At 45.5% G+C, this 21,327-nt stretch carries 19 protein-coding genes and 1 pseudogene; all 20 read left to right on the plus strand.

The window, feature by feature from the left end:
* Position 1: 1 nt before the first annotated feature.
* The 20 genes and pseudogenes from ligA to topA all read left to right on the plus strand — a co-directional run bounded on the left by ligA (position 2) and on the right by topA (position 21,325).
* Positions 2-2,017 (plus strand): NAD-dependent DNA ligase LigA, encoded by a 2,016-nt coding sequence (gene ligA, locus PHV77_02810; GenBank protein ID MDD5504229.1) that lies wholly within the window; start codon positions 2-4, stop codon positions 2,015-2,017.
* Complete coding sequence (locus PHV77_02815) at positions 2,014-2,517, plus strand: hypothetical protein (protein ID MDD5504230.1); 504 nt, start codon at positions 2,014-2,016, stop codon at positions 2,515-2,517. Before ligA ends, PHV77_02815 begins: the two co-directional genes overlap by 4 nt.
* A gap of 2 nt (positions 2,518-2,519) precedes the next feature.
* On the plus strand, positions 2,520-3,152 hold the full coding sequence (locus PHV77_02820; protein MDD5504231.1) for an MBL fold metallo-hydrolase: 633 nt from the start codon (positions 2,520-2,522) through the stop codon (positions 3,150-3,152).
* On the plus strand, positions 3,149-4,039 hold the full coding sequence (xerD, locus tag PHV77_02825) for a site-specific tyrosine recombinase XerD (GenBank protein MDD5504232.1): 891 nt from the start codon (positions 3,149-3,151) through the stop codon (positions 4,037-4,039). The genes PHV77_02820 and xerD overlap by 4 nt, the downstream gene beginning before the upstream one ends.
* A 26-nt stretch (positions 4,040-4,065) precedes the next feature.
* Positions 4,066-4,812 (plus strand): hypothetical protein, encoded by a 747-nt coding sequence (locus PHV77_02830; GenBank protein ID MDD5504233.1) that lies wholly within the window; start codon positions 4,066-4,068, stop codon positions 4,810-4,812.
* A 1-nt stretch (position 4,813) separates the two neighbouring features.
* On the plus strand, positions 4,814-5,164 hold the full coding sequence (rbfA, locus tag PHV77_02835) for a 30S ribosome-binding factor RbfA (GenBank protein MDD5504234.1): 351 nt from the start codon (positions 4,814-4,816) through the stop codon (positions 5,162-5,164).
* Positions 5,161-6,135, plus strand: a complete 975-nt coding sequence (locus PHV77_02840) for a DHHA1 domain-containing protein (GenBank protein ID MDD5504235.1) — start codon at positions 5,161-5,163, stop codon at positions 6,133-6,135. The genes rbfA and PHV77_02840 overlap by 4 nt, the downstream gene beginning before the upstream one ends.
* Before the next feature lie 49 nt (positions 6,136-6,184).
* Positions 6,185-6,826 (plus strand): tRNA pseudouridine(55) synthase TruB, encoded by a 642-nt coding sequence (gene truB, locus PHV77_02845; GenBank protein MDD5504236.1) that lies wholly within the window; start codon positions 6,185-6,187, stop codon positions 6,824-6,826.
* On the plus strand, positions 6,826-7,743 hold the full coding sequence (locus PHV77_02850) for a bifunctional riboflavin kinase/FAD synthetase (protein MDD5504237.1): 918 nt from the start codon (positions 6,826-6,828) through the stop codon (positions 7,741-7,743). Before truB ends, PHV77_02850 begins: the two co-directional genes overlap by 1 nt.
* A gap of 328 nt (positions 7,744-8,071) precedes the next feature.
* A complete protein-coding gene (gene ilvD, locus PHV77_02855) occupies positions 8,072-9,730 on the plus strand; it encodes a dihydroxy-acid dehydratase (protein ID MDD5504238.1) in 1,659 nt (552 codons plus the stop codon).
* The gene (ilvB, locus tag PHV77_02860) at positions 9,727-11,403 is read left to right on the plus strand and encodes a biosynthetic-type acetolactate synthase large subunit (GenBank protein ID MDD5504239.1); all 1,677 of its coding nucleotides are present in this window, start codon (positions 9,727-9,729) and stop codon (positions 11,401-11,403) included. Before ilvD ends, ilvB begins: the two co-directional genes overlap by 4 nt.
* Positions 11,404-11,457: 54 nt before the next feature.
* The gene (gene ilvN / locus PHV77_02865) at positions 11,458-11,934 is read left to right on the plus strand and encodes an acetolactate synthase small subunit (GenBank protein ID MDD5504240.1); all 477 of its coding nucleotides are present in this window, start codon (positions 11,458-11,460) and stop codon (positions 11,932-11,934) included.
* Between the two features lie 37 nt (positions 11,935-11,971).
* Positions 11,972-12,961 carry a ketol-acid reductoisomerase gene (gene ilvC / locus PHV77_02870; GenBank protein ID MDD5504241.1) on the plus strand — a complete coding sequence of 330 codons (990 nt, stop codon included), beginning with the start codon at positions 11,972-11,974 and terminating at the stop codon, positions 12,959-12,961.
* Between the two features lie 42 nt (positions 12,962-13,003).
* Positions 13,004-14,539 (plus strand): annotated as a pseudogene (locus PHV77_02875) (2-isopropylmalate synthase).
* Between the two features lie 24 nt (positions 14,540-14,563).
* Positions 14,564-15,418 (plus strand): shikimate dehydrogenase, encoded by an 855-nt coding sequence (gene aroE / locus PHV77_02880; GenBank protein MDD5504242.1) that lies wholly within the window; start codon positions 14,564-14,566, stop codon positions 15,416-15,418.
* Positions 15,415-16,212: a prepilin peptidase gene (locus PHV77_02885; protein MDD5504243.1), complete on the plus strand. Its 798-nt coding sequence runs from the start codon at positions 15,415-15,417 to the stop codon at positions 16,210-16,212. The genes aroE and PHV77_02885 overlap by 4 nt, the downstream gene beginning before the upstream one ends.
* 99 nt (positions 16,213-16,311) lie before the next feature.
* Positions 16,312-17,454: a chorismate synthase gene (gene aroC, locus PHV77_02890; GenBank protein ID MDD5504244.1), complete on the plus strand. Its 1,143-nt coding sequence runs from the start codon at positions 16,312-16,314 to the stop codon at positions 17,452-17,454.
* Positions 17,451-17,954: a shikimate kinase gene (locus PHV77_02895; protein ID MDD5504245.1), complete on the plus strand. Its 504-nt coding sequence runs from the start codon at positions 17,451-17,453 to the stop codon at positions 17,952-17,954. The genes aroC and PHV77_02895 overlap by 4 nt, the downstream gene beginning before the upstream one ends.
* A gap of 7 nt (positions 17,955-17,961) precedes the next feature.
* A complete protein-coding gene (gene dprA / locus PHV77_02900; protein ID MDD5504246.1) occupies positions 17,962-19,107 on the plus strand; it encodes a DNA-processing protein DprA in 1,146 nt (381 codons plus the stop codon).
* A 73-nt stretch (positions 19,108-19,180) separates the two neighbouring features.
* Positions 19,181-21,325 (plus strand): type I DNA topoisomerase, encoded by a 2,145-nt coding sequence (topA, locus tag PHV77_02905; GenBank protein MDD5504247.1) that lies wholly within the window; start codon positions 19,181-19,183, stop codon positions 21,323-21,325.
* The last annotated feature ends 2 nt before the right edge of the window (positions 21,326-21,327 follow it).

Here is a 21,327-nt window from a genome sequence, read left to right on the forward strand (position 1 = left end):
TATGCCAAAACAGGAAAAGAAAAAAGAATTAGAGAAGTTAAAAAAACTGATCCGCGGGCATGACCGCAAGTATTACGTGGAACACGCCCCGGAAATTGCTGACTATGAATACGACGCAATGCTGCGCCGGGTAAAAGAAATAGAACGCCAGAACCCTTCTCTTATTAGCGGCGATTCTCCTACGCAAAACGTGGGAAAGGACTTGAGCGGGGGTTTTGAAAAGATCAGGCACCTCGCGCCGATGTTTAGCATAGATAATACATATTCCGACGATGAACTTATAGAGTTTGATAAGCGCGTCAGAAAAAACTTGAAGGCCGACAAAGTTTCTTATGTGGCGGAACTTAAAATTGACGGGGTGTCTATATCACTTTTTTTCCGCGGCGGTAAATTTCAATATGCCGCTACACGCGGCGACGGTAAAATAGGAGACGATGTTACGGAAAACGTATTGACCATTAAAACCATACCGCTGTCTGTAAGAGACAGCCGGGCTTTTCCGGCGGAGATAGAGGTGCGCGGGGAGGTGTTTATGGACAGGGCCGCGTTTGATGAAATTAACAGCCAAAAAACCGGCTCTGGAGAGGAGAAATTCGCTAATCCGCGGAATGCCGCTTCAGGTTCATTGAAACTGCTTGACCCGGACATTGTCAGAAAAAGAAGGCTTGACGCGTTTATATATGGAATAGGCTATTGCAGTGAAAAACTACTGCCCGCCCAATCGCAGATATTGGAATTTCTCAAAGATCAGGGGTTTCGCACAAGCCCTCATGCCAATAGATGTTCGGACATAAATGAGGTCATAGCATATTGCCAAAAATGGCATATAGACAAAACCCGGCTTGGTTATGATATAGACGGTGTTGTGGTAAAAGTTGATTCAATACCATATCAGGCCCTGCTTGGTTTTACCACGAAGTCTCCGCGCTGGGCGATAGCCTATAAATTCCCGGCCCAAAAGACGGTTACGAAATTAAAAGATATCATTGTTCAGGTCGGCAGGACCGGTGTGCTGACCCCTGTTGCCGAACTTGAACCTGTTGAGATATCAGGCAGTATTGTAAGCCGCGCCACATTACATAATATGGATGAAATCAGGCGTAAAGATATAATGATAGGAGACAATGTTATTATTGAGAAGGCGGGTGAGATAATACCGCAGGTGGTTTGTTCCCTGCCTGATGACAGGACAGGCTCGGAGAGGTATTTTGCCCCGCCCAGCATATGTCCGTCGTGCGGTTTGGCAGTATCCAGGCACGGACAGGAAGTGGCATTACGGTGCACAAACCCGAGATGCCCTGCCCAGCTAAAAGAGAGGCTGGCGCATTTTACCTCAAGAAGCGGGATGGATATCAGGGGCCTTGGGGACGCGCTGATCAACCAACTGGTTGACAGGGGTATGGTCGGTGACTATGCTGATATATATTGTTTAGGCCTTGACGATATATTAAAGCTTGAAAGGCTGGCTGAAAAATCAGCCAATAATTTACTGGATTCAATAAAGCGCTCCAAGACCAGGCCGTTTTCCAGGCTGATCTATTCCCTGGGCATAAGGCATGTCGGTATACACGCGGCAAATATACTATCTTTAAAATTTGACAGTATTGAAAAGCTGAAAGCGCAGCCGGCAGAAATCCTTGCTGATATAGATGCTATTGGGCCGGTGATGGCGGAGTCTATTGTGGATTTTTTCTCGCAACCGGATACGGATACGATCATTAATAAACTGAAAGGTTATGGTGTTATTTTGAGCCGGCAGTCCGCCCTGCCCCAAGGTGTTTTATCGGGAAAGACCTTTGTCTTTACCGGCACATTAAAGGATTTTTCCAGGATACAGGCCCAGGATGCCGTCAGGTCGCTGGGCGGGATTATTTCCGAATCTGTGGGTAAAAAGACGGATTATCTTGTCTGCGGGAAAGACCCGGGCTCAAAGCAGGCCCTGGCCCGGGATTTGGGAATAGCCATCATTGATGAAGATGAATTTAAGCATATGATAAAACGCGGAGGTCATTTATGAAGGCAAGATCAGCGCTTGTCTATTTATTATTAATTACCGTATTGTGCGCTTCCGGGTGCAGCGGCACCTGGAGAAAAAAATTTGTCAGGCCAAAGAAAGATGCTGACAAGCAGGGGCCGATATTACAGCCTTATGATTATGCCCGGGAATTTACCAATAAACAGTTATACGCCAATAATTATTCTTTCTGGAGGAGTTCGCAGTCGGAACTTATAAGGTCGGTAAAAGCCAAAGACGGCATAAAAAGGGTCAAGAGCCAAATGGGATACGCTGTTACCGATATTAAAAAAATGGCAAGCCTGCTTGTAGATGAGGAAAAGGCCAAACTCCAGCCTTATATCCTGGAGCTGGAGGAGATGGCGAAAAAGATAGAACAGCCTAATTACCTTAATTCAAACAGCAATGAGCTCTCATCAAGGCTTTCAAAGCATTATAGATCAATAAGCAGGAATTTTTCGTATCATTGCATGAAAAATTTAATAAAACCTGATCAGGCGTAATTATGTTTAAATGCCCTCGGCAGGATCAGCTGGTTTATAAGATTTATATAGATAGTGTCGGCACGAATTGTTACATATTCGGTTCAAAGAAGCTACGCGAGGTTATTGTCATAGATCCCGGCTCTGATGCGGACAGGATACGGGATTTTATGAAAAAAGAGGGCCTTGTTCCCAAGTGCGTGGTCAATACCCACGGCCATATAGATCATATAGGAGGCAATGCGGCGCTCGGCTTACCTATTTATATCCACGAAAGAGACGCCAATTTCCTGACCAACCCTTTATTAAATCTGGCCCCTTTTTATGGAACCCTGAAATGCTCTCCAAAGGCCTCGCGGCTGTTGAAAGATAATGATATTATAGAAGACGTTTCTGATATCAGCATTAGGGTCATCCATACGCCCGGGCATACTCCGGGGGGCATATCCCTTTACCATGACGGCGTCGTGTTTACCGGAGACACGCTTTTTTTTCAAGGCATAGGCAGAACGGATTTGCCATACGGCAGTAATAAGGAGATTAAATCTTCAATCAGGGATAAGTTGTTCCTGTTGGATGATGCTACTATTGTTTATCCCGGACACGGAGAGGAGACTACGATAGGCGGCGAAAAAAGGACGAACCCGTGGCTATGAAAGATTTTATTGAAGAATTCCTGAATTATCTCGTGGTTGAGAGAGGGCTTTCCGGTAATACCATATCGGCTTACAGAAGTGATCTCTATAAATACGCGGATTTTCTGACGACGAATAAAAAACGCCTGCATCTGAATGAAGTTGCCAGGAACGACGTCATGGATTATATGGCATACCAAAAAGATAAAGCGCTTTCTTCTAATTCCATATCGCGCCGCCTGGTCGCCATAAAAGTATTGCATCGTTTTTTATTGAGGGAAAAGTATGTCAAAGAAGATATAACAAGTGTCCTTGATTCACCCAGGCTATGGAAGCATCTTCCGGAAACGCTTTCCCCGGACGAGATAGAGGATATTATAAAAAAACCCAATACAAGAGACAGGCTCGGTTTAAGAGACAAGGCGGCCCTTGAGCTGATGTATGCCACCGGTTTAAGGGTATCGGAACTGGTAAACCTTGAGATAGGCAACTTGAATCTTGACGCAGGTTTTTTAAGATGCGTCGGCAAAGGAAGCAAAGAAAGGATAGTGCCTATCGGCAGCCAGGCCCAGTCTGCTATCAGAAAGTATATTGACAGGTCAAGGGAGTATATGAAAAAACCCAATTCGCCGGAGGCGCTTTTTTTATCACGGCTTGGAAAAAAGATATCAAGACAGAGTTTCTGGAAAATGATAAAAAAATACGCCAGATTGGCAGGTATAAATAAAGACATAACGCCGCATACTCTAAGGCATTCATTTGCCACGCATCTGCTTGAGGGAGGAGCTGATTTGAGGGTGGTACAGGAGATGCTGGGCCATGCCGATATATCAACTACCCAAATATATACTCATATAAACAAAGAGCGCCTGAAGTCTATTCATCACAAATTTCATCCCAGACCCTGACGGTATATAATGCGCGCAAGCAGGTTATGAAAGCTAAAGATAGATTATTATTAATGCCCGGTTTTATACAGGTTATCTTAAAAGAGGCCGGCGATATAGGCGATAGGCGTGGTTTTGGCGTGTTCGCGGTAGGCGGATTTGTCAGGGACCTTATGCTTAATAAAAAAAGCCTTGATATTGATATCGCTGTTCAGGGTGACGGCATAGGGCTTGCCGGGGAACTGGCTTACAGGCTTGGCGCTTCTTTAGCCGTATTCAAGTGTTTCGGCACCGCGGTTCTTGAGGCTAAAACGAGAAACAGTATTGCCTCATCAGAGCCATTACCGGTCAGGATAGATATAGCGACTGCCAGGAGAGAATATTATAAAACAGCGGCCTGCTACCCTGAAGTCAGGCCTGCCGGCATAAGGGCTGACCTTAAAAGGCGGGATTTTACAATAAATGCCATGGCCCTTGTTCTTAATAAGCGCAGGTTCGCGGAAAAGATTGATTATTTTGCTGGAACAGATGACCTGGAAAAAGGCATTATAAGGGTTCTGCACGATAAAAGTTTTATTGATGATCCGACAAGGATATTTCGGGCCATCAGGTTTGAACAAAGATACGGTTTTAACATAGATAATCATACATTGCGCTTGATGAAGGAAGCGGTCAGGGATGGCATGATTTGCAGGCTGAACAAGCGTAGGATTGAAAAAGAGCTCGCGCTTTTCCAAAGAGAGGGCAGGCATTCTGAAATGGCCGCGAGGCTAGAGCAGATAACCGGAGAATAATATGTCGCGAGTAGACAGGATGAATGAAGAGATACGTTATCAGATAAGCACGATACTACAGACGCAGACGCGGGATCCCAGAATAGGTTTTGTCACCATAACAAAAGTGGATACGTCGCCTGATTTCAGACAGGCTTTAGTGTATTTTACGGTGATCAACGCGGATGACGGCGCGCGCGATACATTAGAGGGCCTTAAGGCCTCAAGCGGTTTTATAAGAAGCCTGCTTGCTAAAAGGATCAGGGTTAAATTCATTCCCCGGATAACTTTTATCCATGATGTTCCGCCTGCCGAGTCCAAAAGGATAGACGATATTATTAATATGCTTCACAGGGAAAAGGAGATAGGATGATGGGTCTTTCGGGTATTGTTTCCGCTATAAAAGATAATAAGAACAAATGTTTTGCCGTGGCATCGCATAAAAATCTGGAAGGAGACGCTATAGGCAGTATGCTTGCCATGTCAGAGCTTTTGCGTTCTGCCGGGAAAAAGGTTGTTTTACTTGCTCCTGAAAACATGCCGCAAGTATATAAGTTTTTGCCTAACCAGTCATTGATAAAAGCGAGAAAAGACCCGCGCCGTATCAGATATGATATAGCCTGTCTGCTGGATTGCACTGATCTTGACAGGCTCGGTAACGCAAAAGCAGGCATAGACCCTTCCCTTCCGATACTTAATATAGACCACCATATAAGTAATCAATATTATGGCACGGTAAATTGGGTTGACCCGCGCATGTCGTGTTCAGGAGAACAGGTATATCATCTATTCAAAAAAACCGGACTGGCGATAAATAAAAATGCCGCTTTGTATATGTATATAGCAATTCTTACGGACACGGGCTCGTTTAAATATTCCAATACTACCGCTATTACTCATAAAGTAGTTTCAGAGCTTTTATCGTATGGTATATGCCCTGTTGACATATACCGGAAGGTGTATGAAGGCATCAGCGCGGGCTATCTGGGCCTGCTCGCATCTGTCTTGGCAACGCTTGATATGGATCAGCCGGCCGGCTTGGCGTGGGTGGAGGTAAGGCAGGATATGCTCAATAAATACCATTGCGGCATTGATGATGCGCAGGACTTTGTTAATTATCCCAGGTCAATGAAAGGCGTAAAAATAGCCATTGCCTTTAAAGAAGACTCCGGGGGGGTTGTCAAGGTTAGTTTTCGCTCCAACGACGGTTATGATGTAAACAAACTTGCCGGCTATTTTGGAGGAGGGGGCCATGCCGCAGCCAGCGGATGCGTTATAAAAGACAAATTTGATGCGGTAAAGAAGACAGTCCTTGCAAAAAGCAGAAAGTTTTTATTAGGGTGATTTTATTGCAGGATGTTTTGCCGTTTATGTTTGTTGTGAAAAGAAAACTATGCAGATAACAAAAGACATTCTTATAATAGACAAGCCCGAGGGCATGACGTCGCACGATGTCGTTGATGCCGTGCGCAAAAAATTTAATATACGCAAGGTTGGCCATTGCGGGACATTAGATCCGATGGCGACAGGCGTTCTTGTAATATTAATGAATCAAGCGACAAAACTTTCCGCGAAGCTTTCTTGCGATGAAAAAGAATATATATGCCGTATAATATTTGGCAGTTCCACAGATACCCATGACAGAACGGGTAATATTGTCCAGGTTTGCGGCATTAAAGGCGTAACAACACAGCTTGTTCGCGATACAATAATGTCTTTTAAGGGCAAACAGGAACAGACGCCTCCGATGATATCCGCGAAATATCACAAAGGAGAGAGATTGTATAAACTGGCCAGAAAAGGGGTTGTCGTGGACAGAGAACCTGTTGAGATAGAAATAAAGGCCATAGACATTATTTCAACAGGGCCTGATAACGCCGAATTCAGAATAATCTGTTCAAAAGGTACCTATATAAGGACTTTATGCCATGACATAGGCAAAAAGCTGGGATGCGGGGCTTATATGGATAGTTTAAGAAGGATACGCTCGGGACAGTTTTGTATCAAGGATGCCCTTACCCTGGAGGCTGTTTGATGAAGGTTTTTTATTATCCGGGAGGCATGGATAAAGAACCTAAACCAAGCGCGGTTGCGGTAGGGGTTTTTGACGGTTTTCATAGCGGGCACAAGAAGATACTGGGCTGTTTATTAAACTTGTCTCGTAAAAAAAGATTGCGGCCTGTTGTCGTAACGTTTTTTCCTCATCCCGACAATGTTCTTTCAGGGCGTAAAAAAGCCTTGATGCTTTGTTCGCTTAAGCATAGGCTTAGACTATTTTCCGATGCCGGCATAAGCTTATGCGTGGTTTTGAAGTTTGACCGTGTAATGGCAGAAATGCCCTGCGATGTTTTTATAAAACAGGTATTGATAGACGGGATTGGTATGAGGAGCCTTGTGGCCGGAGAGGGATTTTGTCTTGGTAAAGAAAGGTCCGGCAGTAATGACGGCCTGAAAGAGATAGCGGCGCGCTTAGGGTTTGGCCTGCGCATAGTTTCTCCCAAAAGGCATAAAAAGCGTATAATTAGTTCAAGCATTATACGCCGTTTAATAGAAAGAGGAGACATAAAACAGGCCGCGAAACTGCTCAACAGGCCTGTGTCTGTACTGGGTACAGTTATCCATGGGCGTAAAAAGGGAAGGAAAATAGGTTTTAGAACCGCCAACATTGACCCGCACCATGAGGTTATTCCGCCGCGCGGCGTTTACGCGGCTTATACCGTTATTGGCACTAAGACATATAAATCGGTCGTTAATATCGGACAAAGGCCGACTTTTGACGGGAAAGAGGCAAATGTTGAAACTCATATATTTGGCCTTCGCAGGAATATTTACGGCAAGGATATAGAGATATGTTTTATAAAAAAATTAAGGCCTGAAATAAAATTTAAGGATCAGGCACTGCTTGGACTGCAGATAAAAAAAGACATTCTGCGCGCAAAGGGCGTGCTTTAGCAAAATATTGCCCGCGAAAACAAGCCCCTGATGGATATCGCAGGCAATCTTTGTTTCTAAAAAAGCGCCTTAATTATCCCCGTATCAGACTGTTTTTAGAGACAGTTGCCTCAGCTTTTTACCTTTATTCGGCCTGGCAGGCATATTATGGATACCGGCCCGGTATCCTTGTTTAAAGCGATAGGTTTTTACATAAAAACACGCGATAGAAAAACAATTGACAGATCAAGTGCCTGTTGTTATAATTTGATACCAGTATTAATATTATATTTATGTAAAAAACCGTTTCATTAAATTTACGGATGTTTTTAAACAGGAAAGGACGATAATGAGAAGCATTGTGATAAAAAAAGGTTTGGAAAGGACTCCGCATAGGGCCTTATTGTATGCCACAGGCCTTAGCAAGAATAATCTAAACAAGCCTTTTATAGGTATTGCTTCCAGTTTTACGGATCTCATACCAGGCCACGTTGATATGAGGCTTTTAGAGCGTGAGATTGAACACGGAGTATGCGCAGGAGGGGGCGTGCCTTTTGTTTTTGGCATACCTGGTATATGCGACGGTATAGCAATGGGCCACGCAGGCATGCATTATTCTTTAGCGTCAAGGGAATTGATAGCTGATTCTGTTGAGAGCGTGGCAATGGCGCACGCGCTGGACGGGCTCGTTCTTTTAACCAACTGCGATAAAATTACTCCGGGCATGATTATGGCGGCAGCCAGGCTTGATATACCTGCCATTGTTGTGACGGCCGGGCCCATGTTGTCTGGTGTGTATAAGATGCAAAGGCGTTCTTTTGTAAGAGACACATTTGAGGCAATGGCAAAGAGGCAAAAAGGCCGGATAACGGATGCCGAATTGGATGGCTTGGAGATGTGTTCATGCCCCGGAGCAGGTTCCTGTCAGGGGCTTTATACGGCAAATACCATGGCCTGCGTAACCGAGGCGCTTGGAATGTCTATGCCCGGATGCGCTACAGCTTTGGTTAATTCCGCCAAAAAGAAACGTATAGGGTATGCGAGCGGCCAGCAGGTTGTTTCGCTGGTTCAGCGCGGGCTGTCGGCACGCAGGATCATCAACAAGTTTTCTTTATATAATGCTGTTATGATTGATATGGCATTAGGCGGCTCAACGAACACGATGTTACATATACCGGCTATTGCTCGTGAAGCAGGTATTGAATTAGATCTTGATGAGCTTGATATGATAAGCAGAAAAACGCCGCATATATGCAATATAAGGCCGGGCGGAGAACATTTTATGGAGGACCTTGAGTACGCGGGAGGCATACCTGCCGTATTGAGCAGATTGTCGTCTAAGATAAAGGATAATATAACGGTTACAGGCAGGCGTATTAAGGAAAATATAAAGGGTTTTTCTATTTATGATAACGATATAATCAGGCCTCTTCCAAAAGCGTATCACAAGGAAGGCGGTATAGCTGTGTTAAAAGGTAATATTGCCCCTGATGGCTGTGTTGTCAAGCAAAGCGCTGTAGATAAATCTGGCATGAAATTTACCGGAAAGGCTGTTTGTTTTGATTCGGAAGAAGATGCCATGCGCGCTATAATGTCAGGCAGGATCAAACCCGGCAGTATTATTGTCATAAGATATGAGGGGCCCAAAGGCGGGCCTGGCATGCGGGAGATGCTTGCGCCTACGGCCGCTATAGCCGGAATGGGGATGTCAAAAGAAGTGGCCTTAATTACCGACGGGCGATTTTCCGGCGGTACAAGGGGGCCGTGTATTGGGCATATATCGCCTGAAGCTGCTACAGGAGGCCCGATAGCTGTAGTTCAGGATAATGATATTATTTCAATAGATATACCGAAGAGAAAGATAGAGCTTAAAATATCTTGCCAGCAAATGCAAAAGCGTATTGATGCCTGGAGGCCCAGGCCGCCCAAGATAAAAAAAGGCTATCTGTCGCGTTATGCCTGCTTTGTCCAATCTGCCGCGAAAGGGGCGGTCTTATCAATAAAATGAGATTAAAAGGCGCTAATATATTGGTTGAATCGTTAAAGAAAGAGAAAGTCGGTATTGTGTTTGGATACCCCGGCGGCGTTGTCCTTCCTATATTTGATGTTCTTTACGATTCTGATTTGAAGTTTATGCTGACAAGGCATGAGCAGGCGGCTGCCCATGCCGCAGACGGTTATGCCCGCGCCACAGGCAATGTCGGCGTTTGCTTGGCCACTTCCGGTCCCGGCGCGACCAATCTTGTTACGGGCATTGCCACGGCTTATATGGATTCAGTTCCCATGGTTGCATTGACAGGGCAGGTCAAGACTAATCTTATAGGCAGTGACGCTTTTCAGGAGGCTGATATTACGGGAATAACCAGGCCTATTACAAAGCATAATTATCTTGTTAAGGATATAAACGATCTGGCGCCTACGATAAAAGAGGCTTTTTATGTTGCCAGAACCGGCAGACCCGGACCTGTCTTGGTTGACCTGCCCGCTGACCTTATGTTCGCAGAGGCGGAATTCAATTATCCTGAAAAAATCAGTATGAGAAGTTATGACCCTGTTTGCGCAGGTTTTCAGGGCCAGTTGAAGAAAGCCGCCAAGGCGATACATGAATCATGCAAGCCTATAATATATGCCGGAGGAGGCGTAATAATATCAGGCGCCGAAAATGAGCTTTTGGAATTTGCCAGCAAGGCTTCAATACCCGTTACCACAACACTTCTGGGCCTGGGCTGTTTTCCGGAGACAAACCCATTGTCCCTGAAAATGCTTGGTATGCACGGAAGCGCGTATGCCAACCACGCTATAACAGAAAGCGACCTTATTATTGCCGTAGGCTCCAGATTTGATGATAGGGTTACGGGTAAGCTGGATGAATTTGCCCCCAAGGCCAAGATTATTCACATAGATATTGATCCTTCAAGCGTCAGCAAAAATGTCCATGTCCACATACCTATTGTCGGAGACGCCAAAGAAGTGCTAATGGCGCTTAACAGGATTGTTAAGGCAGGTGACACGTCAAAATGGATGGATAGGATAGCCCAGTTGAAAAAACAATATCCTCTAAGGTATGATAACTCCGGTGATGATATAAAGCCCCAGTATGTTGTTGAGCAGATATATGAGGCCACCAAGGGTGATGCTATTATCACTACAGAGGTTGGGCAAAACCAGATGTGGGCGGCCCAATTTTATAAGTATTCAAAACCCCGTTCTTTTTTATCAAGCGGGGGGCTGGGTACCATGGGTTACGGTTTCCCTGCCGCGATAGGCGCGCAGACAGCCTACCCGGAGAAAACGGTATTTGATATTGCCGGTGATGGTTCCATACAGATGAACATACAGGAACTTGCCACGGCTGTTATTAATAAGCTCCCTGTAAATATAGCCATACTGAACAATTGCTGTCTTGGCATGGTAAGGCAATGGCAGGAACTGTTCTACAATAAGAGGTATTCGCATACCTGTTTTCAGCCAGGCTGTCCGGATTTTGTCAAACTGGCGCAGGCATACGGCGCCGTAGGCATAAGGGTTACCAAAAAAGCTGATGTCGCGGACGCGATAAAGCGTGCGATTGAAACGAAGAATACGGTTGTCCTTGATTTTATCGTTAGAAACGAGGAAAACGTTTTTCCGATGGTGCCATCGGGAGAAGCGATTAACAGGATGATAGGCGGCATGGCTTAATGCCGTTTGCTTATACCGCGAAATCTTTAACGCATAGGATATGAAGGATCTGACATGAAACACGTAATATCGGTTTTAGTGGAGAATAAATTCGGCGTGCTTGCCCGCGTGGCGGGACTTTTCAGCGCCCGGGGTTTTAACATAAACTCGCTTGCCGTAGGCGAAACGGAAGATCCCAGCGTTTCAAGGATGACGATAGTTGTCAAGGGAGATGACAAAATACTGGATCAGGTCAAGAAGCAGTTGAATAAGCTGATTGATGTTATCCGTGTCAAAGACTATCTGCGGAAAGAACATATTGATAAAGAGCTTGTAATATTCAAGATTGGCGTGGAAAGGAAGGCCCGGCCCGCGGTGTTAGGACTGATAAGGAAATCCTCGGCCGATGTCGTTAAATCAGCATCTGATATTATTACTATTGAAATAACGGGTACCCAGGACGAGATAGATAAATTATTGTGCGCGATTAGAAACAAAGGCTGTAAGATAAAAGAGATGGTGCGCTCCGGCAGGATAGCAATGGAGCTTTGATCATAAGTTAAAGACAAAATTAAGGAGGGAAAATAGCATGGCAAAGATATATTATGACAAGGATGCGGACATTGATATACTAAAGAAGAAGAAGGTCGCTATAATCGGTTATGGTATACAGGGCAGAGGGCAGAGCTTGAATCTAAGAGACAGCGGCATAGATGTTATCATATCCGAGCTTGAGAATACGCCTAATTATGAACAGGCTGTAAAGGACGGTTTTAAGCCTGTTAAGGTTAATGAAGCGGCCAAGAAGGCGGATGTTATACAGATACTGACCCAGGACCATGTCCAGGCGGCCGTATATAAGGAATCCATAGCATCAAATCTTGAGCCGGGCAATGCCCTTGTTTTTTCACACGGCTTTAACATTCATTTTAAGCAGATAGTGCCTCCGAGCGACGTAGACGTGTTTATGATCGCGCCTAAAGGGCCTGGTGCTTTAGTGCGCAGGATGTATGAAGAAGGTAAAGGTGTTCCCTGCCTTGTTGCCATATATCAGGATACGACAGGCAGGGCCTTGAAATTAGCGCTTTCATATGCCAAGGCTATAGGCGGCGCGCGCGCGGGAGTGATAGAAACAACTTTTGCCGAGGAGACAGAAACCGATCTTTTCGGGGAGCAGACAGTGCTTTGCGGAGGCGTGTCGGAACTGGTAAAAGCGGGTTTTGATACTCTTGTTCAGGCCGGTTATCAGCCTGAAATAGCTTACTTTGAATGCCTGCATGAACTCAAGCTTATAACAGACCTTATTTATCAGTATGGTATACAAGGCATGAGAAGCAGGGTGTCAGATACTGCCGAATATGGTGATTATACGCGGGGCCCGCGCATAGTTAACAAAAATACCCGTAAGGAAATGCAGGTTATATTAGAAGAGATAAAATCAGGAAAATTTGCCAAGGAATGGATAGATGAAAACAAAAAGGGCAGGCCTGATTTTAATAAAATGAAAGCCGCGGGCGCCGGCCACAAGATAGAAGAGGTCGGCAAAAACCTGCGTTCTCTTATGCCCTGGATGGAATAATATAATTAAAACGGCCGGGCAGGCCGGAAAAAGAAAGAAAATCCAATGGGAAAACGTATAATAATACACGATACCACATTAAGAGACGGAGAACAATCGCCCGGCGCCAGCCTTCAGAAGAATGAAAAGCTTGAGATAGCCTTTGGGCTGCAGCGGCTCGGCGTTGATATCATAGAGGCGGGTTTTCCTATTGCCTCCCCGGATGATTTGGAAGCCGTTAAGCTTGTAAGCAAAAAGATCAAAAATTGCGGCGTATGCGCTCTTGCCCGGGCGCTTAAGAAAGACATTGACGCGGCTTTTGAGGCCATAAGGCCCGCGAAAGCCGGGCGTATTCACGTCTTTCTGGCTACCAGCAAGATCCATATGCAGTATAAGCTCAAAAAAGCCGAAGACGAGATATTGAAGCAGGCGGTGTCGGCCGTTAGGTATGCTTCAGGCTATGTCCGCGATGTGCAATTTTCACCCGAAGATGCTTCGCGCACCGAGGCTGATTTCCTGTTCAGAGTAATAGAGGCGGTAATAGACGCCGGAGCCAGGACTGTCAATATTCCGGATACGGTCGGTTATTCAATCCCTGATGAGTATGGCCAGCTTATATATAATATAGCAAGAAGGGTAAGGAACATCAATAAGGCGGTAATAAGCGTGCATTGCCATAATGATCTGGGATTGGGTGTTGCCAATTCCTTATCAGCGGTTAAAAACGGCGCCAGGCAGGTTGAGTGTACCGTAAACGGAATAGGCGAACGCGCCGGTAACGCTTCGCTTGAAGAGATAGTAATGGCAATGAGAACGCGCAGGGATTTTTTTCGCGCTACGACAGGCATAAAGACGAGGTATCTGTATGAGACATCGCGCATGGTAAGCAGGCTTACGGGTATAATCGTTCAGCCAAACAAGGCCATAATAGGTTCAAACGCCTTTGCGCATGAGGCAGGCATACATCAGGACGGGATACTTAAAAAAAGATGCACCTATGAAATCATGCGGCCAAAAGACATAGGTTTTGGAGAAACCAAACTTGTCCTTGGCAAACATTCCGGTAAGCACGCCCTTTCGGCAAGGCTGAAGAAGATGGGTTTTGATCTCAAGGGGGCTAAGCTGGAAAAGGCTTTTTACAGGTTCAAAGCGCTTGCCGATAAAAAGAAAAACATATACGATGAGGACCTGAAGGCCATTATGGAATACGAGATGTTATCGGCAGATGAGGTTTTTAAGCTGGCGTATTTTTACGTAGAAGGCGGAACCAGGCGTATGCCCAAATCAACAGTTTGTCTTGAGTATAAAAGCAAGCGGTACAAGGCGGACGCTTCAGGGGACGGCCCTGTAGACGCGTGTTATAAGGCCGTTGATCTTATAACCGGCCTTAAGGGCAGGCTCATTGATTATAACATACGTTCTGCCACAAGTGGTAAGGACGCTCTTGGAGAGGCCTCCATAAAAGTTTCTGTCAAAGATATGGTTGTTACGGGCAGGGGCACATCCACTGATGTTGTTGAGGCAAGCGTGAAAGCGTATCTTAACGCCATGGATAAGATACCATGGGCACACCCAAGCAGGCTTAAAGACTGCCGGTAAAACCTGTAACATATAATCTTTCATATGCCAAAAAGATTTTCTCACAAGCTCTATGGAATAATAGGAAACCCCGTAGAGCATAGTCTATCTCCGTATATGCATAATGCCGCTTTTGCGAAACTGAAGATAGACGCCGCATACCTGCCGTTTCTGGTGCAAAAACAAAAGTTAAAATCCGCTATCGCCGCCTTAAAGAGGATGGACATATCGGGGTTTAATGTCACACTGCCTTTTAAATCCGAATGCATGAGTTATCTTGACAGGATAGACACGCTTGCCAAGGCTATAGGCGCTGTTAACACGGTCATTAACAAAAACGGAAAGCTGATAGGTTATAATACCGATTGCGGCGGTTTTATCAAAAGCCTTAGAGAAGACCTTGGCATTTCTCCGTCGGGTTGCCGCGTTTTCCTGGCAGGCTCGGGCGGCGTTGCCCGATCTGTCGCCTTCGGCCTTGCGCGATCTTGGGCTAAGCAAATTATTGTCTGTGATATTATCAAGCCAAAGGCTATGGCATTGGCCAGGGATATCAGGCAAAATTTTCCCGGGATAGATATTATATTTTCCGCTCAAAAAGACGCGCCTTTTTTTATCAGAGACTGCTCTTTGTTTGTCAATTGCACCCCTCTTGGAATGCATGATAATGATCCTCTGCCGCTTGACGCAGGCGCCTTGCATAGTAAGCTTAAGGTATATGACGTAGTCTATACCCCGTTAAGAACAAGGCTTATAAAATTGTGCCAGGCCAAGTCTATACAATCTTCAAGCGGTATTAATATGCTGGTTTATCAAGGCGTACTGGCATTTGAATTGTGGACAGGGCAAAAGGCGCCCGTTTCTTTAATGAAAAAAGAGTTATTGGCCAGGTTGGGCAAATGATATTAATCGCGGCTGTTTTAGGATTGATGGCAGGAAGTTTTTTGAACGTGTGCATTCACAGAATGCCATTAGGCGAATCGGTCATCGCGCCGCGTTCGCATTGCGTCAAATGCCATCATGCTATAGCGTGGTATGACAATATTCCGCTTATTAGTTTTATTGTACTCGGCGGTAAATGCCGTTTTTGCGCGGGCCGCATATCATTGAAATATCCTATCGTAGAGTTATTGACATCAGCTGTTTTCGCTTTATTGGCCAAATATCTCGGCGTAAATACCACAACCGCCGTTTATATGCTTTTATCCTGCGCCCTGATATTATCGGCATTCATTGACATGCAATATCAGATAATACCTGATGAGATAACGTATGCCGGAATGATTTTGGGGCCTGTTTTAAGCTTTGCCCTGCCCGGTTTTCATTCAACCGCGAACAGGTTCAACGCTTTATTAAACTCGTTAACAGGGATCGCGCTGGGCGGGCTTTTGATATATGCCATAGCCGTGCTCGGAACAATTTTATTTAAAAAAAAGCTAAAGGCCATAGGAGAAGAGTATGCCATGGGCGGCGGGGATATTAAATTTCTTGCCATGATAGGCGCTTTCCTTGGATGGAAAGGCGTTATTATCGTATTTTTCTTAGCCCCTTTTTTCGGGTCTGTTATTGGTATAATTGAAAAGCTGCGCAAGAAGGCGGATATAATACCGTATGGCCCTTATCTGTCGCTGGCGGCCTTTATTGTTATGTTATGGGGTGAAAGGATAGAAAGGTTTTTATTTCCGTATAATTTTTAAAATACGGGATATGCAAAACTTTTTTGACGTAAAGATATTTTTTAGATAACAGGTATCGTCAGGCTTGTGGATTTTAAATAGGAAGCATTGGAGGAAGATATGTTGAGATATATGACAGCAGGAGAGTCACACGGTAAGGCTTTGATAGCCGTTTTAGAAGGTATACCCGCCAAACTAAGATTGAACCCCGATATAATTAATAATGAGCTTAAACGCCGCCAGCTTGGCCCGGGCAGGGGCGATAGAATGAAAATAGAATCGGACAGGGTTGAAATATTGTCCGGGATAAGAAAAGGTTTTACTATTGGCAGTCCTATTGCTTTGCTTATAATGAATAAAGATTTTAAGATAGATACCCTGCCTCCTGTAAACTATCCCAGGCCCGGGCACGCGGACTTAGCAGGCATGATCAAATACGGCTTAGATGATGCAAGAGATATACTTGAGCGGGCAAGCGCCAGAGAAACGTCGGCAAGGACAGCGGCAGGCGCTGTGTGCAGGGCTTTTCTCAGGGAATTGGGAATTGATGTTTTTAGCCACATAAAGTCTCTTGCTGATGTAGAAGCCGACACAGAAGGCATGGATTTGGCTCTGATAAGAAAAAAGGCGTCCGCCTCATCGCTTAACTGCGCTGACAAGGCTTCGGAGGCGCTTATGCTTGAGAGGATTTCCCGCGCCAAGGCCTGCGGAGACACACTTGGGGGGTGCTTTGAAGTAATAGCATTAAACGTCATGCCGGGGCTGGGAAGCCACGTTCATTACGATAGAAAGCTTGACGCGGCTATAGCTTTTGAACTTATGTCTATTCAGGCTATCAAAGGCGTTGAGATCGGGGCCGGTTTTAACGGGGCAGCCTTGCCGGGTTCATGTTTTCATGATGCGATCGGACTGGCCCGCGGCGGGGCCATACTCCGGAATACAAATAATGCCGGCGGTATTGAAGGCGGCATTAGTAACGGGGAGCCGATAAGGGTAAGCTGTGCCATGAAGCCTATAGCCACCCTTATAAACGCTTTATCTTCGGTAAATATGAAAACAGGAAAACCGGGCAAGGCGGATATCCAGCGTTCCGATGTCTGCGCTTTGCCTGCCGCCTCGGTTATCGCGGAAAACGTAATGTGTTTTGTCATCGCGCGCGCTGTGTTGGAAAAATTAGGCGGGGATTCAATGGATGAGATCAGGCAAAGATTTGCCTGCCAGGCCAAATCGTGTTTTGCGGTAAAATCCCGGAAACGAAAATGAAGAATATAGTGCTTGTCGGATTTATGGGAACAGGCAAGACCTTAACAGGAAAACTTCTGGCTGGCAGGCTGAATAGAAAACGTATTTCACTTGATGAGATGATAGAAAAAAAAGCCGGGCAGGCCATATCCGATATCTTTAGCCGGCATGGCGAAGAGTATTTCAGGCGCCTTGAGAAAGATATTGTAAATTCCTTGCCTGTTAATAAAAGCATGATTATTGATGCCGGAGGAGGGGTTGTTATTGACGAAGATAATGTCAAAAGGCTTAAACAAGGCGGCGTGATTATATGCCTTAAGGCCAGGCCCGAAGTAATATACGAAAGGACGAAGTCCGGGAATTCAAGGCCCCTGCTCAATACCCCTGACCCTGTTAAGAGCATAAAAGAACTGCTTGCGGCCAGGGCCAGTTTTTACGACAGGGCCGATTACTCAATTGATACTTCAGATCTTACTCCTGATGAGGTTGTTAATGAAATACTCAATGTATTAAAAATATAATACGCTCATGGACAATTTCAAAAAAGACCTTATACTATTAAATATGGTAAAAGACCTCGGGTGTATCAGGCTGAAATCATTGCTGGAGGCATTCAGGGAACCGGGGGCGGTATTAAGGGCTTCTTTTGACCAGCTTATAAGCGTGGGGGGTATCGGGCCTGCTGTTGCCAGAGGCATAATGAGCGCGCGTTCTCAATATGACGCGGGCTCGGAAATAGAGCTGGCAAAACGGTCCGGAGTTGATATAATCGCCTTAAGCGACAGCAATTATCCGAAAAATCTGAAAAATATTTATGACCCTCCTGTTATATTGTATGTCAAGGGGGACATCAGTGATCGCGATGAGGTGTCCGTGGCAATAGTCGGTTCAAGGAGATGCACGTGTTATGGCATGAACATGGCCGATAAAATAACCCAGGTGCTTGCCGGCAAAAAAGTGACAATTGTTTCAGGGCTTGCCAGAGGCATAGACACAGCGGCCCATAAAGCTGCTTTGAAAGCCCGCGGCAGGACATTGGCGGTTCTTGGCAGCGGGCTTGGCAGGATATATCCGGCCCAGAATACCGGACTATCGCAAAATATCGCGGACAATGGGGCGCTCGTTTCCGAATTCCCTATGGCAATGCCCCCTTATAAACAGAATTTTCCGCGCAGGAACAGATTGATAAGCGGCCTGTCCAGGGCTGTGGTTGTCATTGAGGCAGGCGCGAAAAGCGGGGCTTTGATAACAGCGGATTTTGCTCTTGAGCAAGGCAGGGATGTATTTGCCGTGCCGGGCATGGCGGATGGATTTTCATCAAGAGGCAGTAATGCCCTTATCAAGCAAGGGGCTAAACTTGTTGACACGGCCGACGATATATTAGAAGAGCTTGATATCAATGCTTCGGGAATTGATTTCTCCGACGGAGAAAAAACCACAAATGATACGGAAGGGCTTGACGGTTTGGAAAAAAAGATATATTCGTCAATTCCGCAACAGCCCTGTTATATTGATGATATAGCGCAATTTTCCGGAATAAGCCAGCCCATGGCACGGTCTGCCCTGCTCCATTTGCAGATTAAGGGGCTTGTCAAAAGCCTTCCGGGCGGATTTTTTGAAAAGATGCCGATGACCTGCCCTGATAAAGGGCCTGTGAAAGATAAAATGATGTAATGAATGCGTAAGGCGGCGCGTGTCGGATACTTTTGTACCGATTAAAACTAACGAGTCAATATAAGGATAAGTGATGAAAAAAGCGCTTGTAATTGTAGAGTCACCGGCAAAATCAAAAACCCTGGCCAAATTTTTAGGGGATAAATATGATATAGAGCCGTCCATGGGCCACGTCATAGACCTGCCTTCAAATGGCATGGGCGTTGATGTCAAAGATAATTTTAAGCCAAAATATGTTGTATTGCCCGCGAGAAAAAAGCTCATGCAGGATTTGAAGGCGAAAGCCAAGGGTAAAGACATTATTTACCTTGCCACAGACCCTGACCGGGAAGGTGAGGCAATAAGCTGGCATCTGGAACGGGAACTGGTATCCAAAGGACAGAAGTCATTGCGAGTTGAATTCCATGAAATCACAAAACCTGCCATAGAACATGCTTTTCAAAACCCCCGCGATATAGATATAAATAAGGTCAATGCCCAGCAGGCGCGCAGGGTCCTTGACAGAGTAGTTGGTTATAACCTGTCGCCTTTATTATGGGAAAAAGTCGGCCGTGGATTAAGCGCGGGAAGGGTCCAGTCCGTGGCCTTGCGGCTCATAGTTGAGAGAGAGGCCCTTATCAACGCTTTTAAGGCCGAAGAGTATTGGGAGCTTGAGGCAGAGCTTAAAAAACAGTCTGCTGAAAATAACATTAGCTTTAACGCCAAGCTGGCCAGCTATGACGGTAAAAAACCCGGCGTAAAAGACAAACAGGCCGCGGACAGTATTGTGTCAGGGCTTTTGAAAAGTGTTTTCAGGGTAGGCGAATTGAAAGAACAAAAAAAGACAAGAAAACCTCTGCCGCCGTATACTACAAGCACCTTGCAGCAGGATGCCTTTAATAAGTTTCGTTATTCAGCCAGCAAGACTATGCGTATCGCCCAGCAATTATATGAAGGCCTTGAACTTGAAAAGGGGGACGCGACAGGCCTTATAACGTATATGAGGACAGACTCGCTTAATATTTCTCAAGAAGCCAGCCAGCAGGCCGCCGAGTATATTAAGAGCCGTTTCGGAAAAGATTATTTGCCCAAGCATTACGTTCATTTTAAAAAATCAGGCCAAAAAACCCAGGATGCGCATGAGGCCATACGCCCTACCTCTATAGCCATGTCCCCTGACCTTGTGAGAAAATTTCTGAACCAGGAACAGAACAAGGTCTATGAGATGATTTGGAAAAGATTTTTACAGAGCCAGATGCCCTCCGCCATATTCAATGTGCGCACTGTTGACGTTTGCGCTGTAGACAGCGTTAACGGCAAGGAATGTATTTTCAGATCGTCTTTTAGCAGTATAGTTTTTGACGGTTTTTTGAAACTTGACGAGGCCCATAAGGACCCGTCCATTTACAATGCGCCTTTATCCAAAGGAGAAATCCTTGAACTGATAAATTTAATACCTTCCCAGCATTTTACAAAACCCCCTGCCCGCTATTCAGACGCCTCTCTTGTAAAAGAACTGGAAGAAAAAGGTATCGGAAGGCCGAGTACTTATGCCCCGACTATTCAGACCATAGTTGACCGGCATTATGTTGAGAGGAAGGCCGGTTATTTTTATCCAACAGAGGTAGGCACTGTTGTCACAGGCCTTCTTGTCAAACATTTTCCCGATATCTTGAATGTGAGCTTTACGGCCTATATGGAAGAACAATTAGACAAGGTTGAGGCGGGCTTAACGGACTGGGTAAAGATCATATCTGATTTTTACACGCCTTTTGAAAAAGACCTCTCTCTTGCCCAGTCCGGCATGAAAGACATGAAAAAAGAAAAAATAGTCACAGAATACAAATGCCGGCTCTGCGGCAAGCCCATGATATTCCGCTGGTCAAGAAGAGGGGCTTTTCTCGGATGCTCGGGATTCCCGCGGTGCAAATATTCCATGCCCGCTAAAAAGACAGACGATGGCAAAATAGAGCTGGTAACTGTTGAGACCGTTGACCGGGTTTGCGACAAATGCGGCAAGCCTATGATGGTAAAACACTACAATAAAGGCAGGTTTTTGAGTTGTTCGGATTATCCTGCCTGCCGGAACACAAAGCCGTATCCTACAGGCGTTAAGTGCCCCAAGCAGGGCTGTGATGGAGAGCTTGTTGAGCGTTTTTCAAGGCGAGGGCCGTTTTACGGTTGCTCTAAATATCCTGATTGCACTTATACTGGCAGGAAACTGCCTAAAGAGGAATGACC

It is taken from the genome of Candidatus Omnitrophota bacterium (genome assembly GCA_028716165.1).
Taxonomy (GTDB): Bacteria; Omnitrophota; Gorgyraeia; order JABMRG01; family JABMRG01; genus JAQUQI01.